This is a genomic window from Citrobacter sp. Awk 2, assembly GCF_028069815.1.
Classification (GTDB): domain Bacteria; phylum Pseudomonadota; class Gammaproteobacteria; order Enterobacterales; family Enterobacteriaceae; genus Citrobacter.
In genome coordinates this window covers 1-2,032 of the sequence record NZ_JANEWL010000201.1, presented here as the reverse complement: position 1 = coordinate 2,032, position 2,032 = coordinate 1, and the positions used below count along the sequence as shown (strand labels likewise).

Annotated in this window: 2 protein-coding genes and 1 rRNA gene; 2 read left to right on the top strand and 1 reads right to left on the bottom strand. The window is 49.9% G+C overall.

Annotation, left to right across the window (positions count from 1 at the left end; all coding sequences use genetic code 11):
• A 5S ribosomal RNA gene (rrf, locus tag NNO02_RS23915) occupies window positions 1-75 on the top strand; the annotation flags it as partial.
• Window positions 76-374: 299 nt separating this feature from the next.
• Here rrf and NNO02_RS23125 read toward each other — a convergent pair.
• Window positions 375-812 (bottom strand): acetyltransferase, encoded by a 438-nt coding sequence (locus NNO02_RS23125; protein ID WP_271455861.1) that lies wholly within the window; start codon window positions 810-812, stop codon window positions 375-377.
• A gap of 157 nt (window positions 813-969) precedes the next feature.
• On the opposite strand from NNO02_RS23125, the gene metA reads away from it, so the two are divergent.
• Entirely contained in the window at window positions 970-1,899 is a 930-nt protein-coding gene (metA, locus tag NNO02_RS23120) for a homoserine O-acetyltransferase MetA (protein ID WP_271441888.1), read from the top strand.
• The last annotated feature ends 133 nt before the right edge of the window (window positions 1,900-2,032 follow it).

Here is a 2,032-nt window from a genome sequence, read left to right as displayed (position 1 = left end):
GAACTCAGAAGTGAAACGCCGTAGCGCCGATGGTAGTGTGGGGTCTCCCCATGCGAGAGTAGGGAACTGCCAGGCATCAAATAAGTGAAGAAGCCCATCCTGACGGACGGGCTTTTTTGCGTCTGTGGGGAGTGGAAACCGCCGGATGTGGCATCCTGCCTTATCAGGCCTGCAGCTGAATGTATTTTGTAGGCCTGATAAGCGCAACGCATCAGGCACTCCCGACGGCATTTTGCCGGATGCGGCGTCCCGCCTTATCCGGCCTACAACGGCACCACAAGGTAGGCCTGATAAGCGCAGCGCATCAGGCACTCCCGATGGCATTTTGCCGGATGCGGCGTATCGCCTTATCCGGCCTACAACTCTCTACATTATTACCCGAGCACCAGTTTCAGTAGCGGATACGGTCGCCCGAGATCGTCTACTTCCGTGCGTCCTGTCACTTTAAAGCCCATCTTCTTATAAAACCCCACCGCTTGATCATTTTGTTCGTTAACGTCAGTCGTCAGTGTCGATGCTAACGATAAAGCATGTTCAATCAGCAGTTTACCGACACCGCTACCGCGCATATCCGGATCAACAAACAGAGCATCTATATGCTGCCCGGTCAGCAGCATAAATGCGACTGGCTCATCCTTTTCCGTTACCGCAACCCAGAGCGGAGCCTCTGGCAAAAACGAACGTACCAGCTCTTCCAGCTCAATTCGGTAATCAGGTGAGAGAAAATGGTGCGTGGCATCGACTGAACGACACCAGATAGAAACTAACTTCTCGCCTTCGTCCCGGCGTGAACGACGAATGGTCAGGGCCATAGCATTCTCCTTTTATGTTAACTGCACTATTCTACAGCAAGGAACCGTGAAACTTTCTCAACTTGAACATGCAAGCTCGACATTCACATGATTCCTGGGTATCTTCAGCTATCTGGATGTCTAAACGTTTAAACGTATGTAGTGAGGTTATCAGGTTATGCCAATTCGCGTGCAGGACGAGCTACCCGCCGTCAGTTTCTTACGTGAGGAAAACGTCTTTGTCATGACGACATCCCGCGCTTCCGGCCAGGAAATTCGTCCACTGAAGGTACTTATCCTCAACCTGATGCCCAAGAAGATTGAAACGGAAAACCAGTTCCTGCGTTTGCTGTCGAACTCGCCCCTGCAGGTGGATGTTCAGCTGTTACGCATTGATGCCCGCGAGTCACGCAACACGCCAACGGAACATCTGAATAACTTCTACTGTAATTTCGAGGATATCAGCGATCAGAACTTTGACGGGCTGATCGTGACCGGTGCACCACTGGGCCTGGTTGAGTTTAACGATGTGGCATACTGGCCGCAGATTAAACAGGTGCTTGAGTGGGCTAAAGATCACGTCACATCGACGCTATTTGTCTGTTGGGCGGTACAGGCCGCACTGAATATTCTTTATGGCATTCCAAAGCAAACCCGCACAGATAAACTCTCTGGCGTTTATGAGCACCATATTCTGCATCCTCATGCGCTGCTGACGCGTGGTTTTGATGATGCGTTTCTGGCTCCGCACTCTCGCTATGCAGATTTCCCTGCTGCACTGATCAGGGACTACACCGATCTTGAGATCTTTGCGGAAACAGAGGAAGGGGATGCCTACCTGTTTGCCAGCAAAGATAAGCGTATTGCCTTCGTGACGGGTCATCCGGAATATGATGCCCACACATTGGGTAGCGAGTATTTTCGGGATGTAGAGGCGGGTTTAACACCGGAAGTACCGTATAACTACTTCCCAAAAAATGATCCGCAAAACAAACCGCGAGCGACCTGGCGTAGTCATGGCAATTTGCTGTTTACCAACTGGCTCAACTATTACGTCTACCAGATCACGCCATATGATCTGCGTCACATGAATCCAACGCTGGATTAATCTTCTGCGGTAAACGATCCTTAAGCGTTTCAGCATGTTGAATCAGGCACCTTCGGGTGCCTTTTTTATTTCCGAAATGCACCTCACGGTGTAATTAATTTTTATTTTTATTGTTATCAATAGGTTAATTGAT